A 755-nucleotide genomic window follows, 5' to 3' on the forward strand; every position below is an offset into this window, starting at 1 on the left:
GATCTATCAAACAACATTTTTATTTATAAGTGGCCCAGAAATAGTACTCATTCTATTTGTGATGGTAATGGTTTTTGGCGCAGATAAGCTGCCAGAAATAGCACGCGGTTTAGGTAAAGGCATGCGCACACTTAAAGATGCCACCAATGACATTAAGCACGAAATAACAAAAAGTGCCGAAAATCATGGCATAGATACCAGCGTAACCAATGATGTAAAAAAAGAATTAGACAAAGTAAAAGACGATTTAGAAGATTTTACAGGCTCTATAAAACGTAAATTTTAGCATTCATTTTTGTGGGCGTTACCCTATCGGGTCGGGCTTTTCGTTATATCTTTTTTATCGTACCTCAAAAAAAGGATGCCACTACAATCCCTAACGCTTACGGCTAATAGTTAAGCCATCTCTAATAGGCAAAATAACAGTATCTAATCTGGGGTCTTCCTTTAACAAGCTATTGTACTCTAATAACGCCTTGGTTGAAGTATCTTTAGCATCTAACGATTCAATAACCTTTCCACTCCAAAGCACATTATCAGATAAAATAACACCGCCACTATTTAATTTGTCAACAATAATATTGTAATAATTAGGGTAGTTATCCTTATCAGCATCAATAAAAATTAAATCAAACATAACATCCAACTCAGGAATAATATTTAAAGCATCACCCAAATGTTGCGTTATTTGGTTGCCGTAAACAGATTTATCAAAATATTTACGCTGAAAATCAAACAATTCCTCATTAACATCA

General features: G+C 34.3%; 2 protein-coding genes. One reads left to right on the forward strand and one right to left on the reverse strand.

Annotated features, from left to right (window positions below):
• The first annotated feature begins 1 nt into the window (after position 1).
• Positions 2–286: a Sec-independent protein translocase subunit TatA/TatB gene (locus tag FUA24_RS00565; protein WP_148539606.1), complete on the forward strand. Its 285-nt coding sequence runs from the start codon at positions 2–4 to the stop codon at positions 284–286.
• Positions 287–376: 90 nt separating this feature from the next.
• Here FUA24_RS00565 and FUA24_RS00570 read toward each other — a convergent pair.
• A partial coding sequence (locus FUA24_RS00570; RefSeq protein WP_187388119.1) for an O-methyltransferase occupies positions 377–755 on the reverse strand: 379 nt, incomplete at its 5' end.

This window comes from Seonamhaeicola marinus (genome assembly GCF_008085455.1).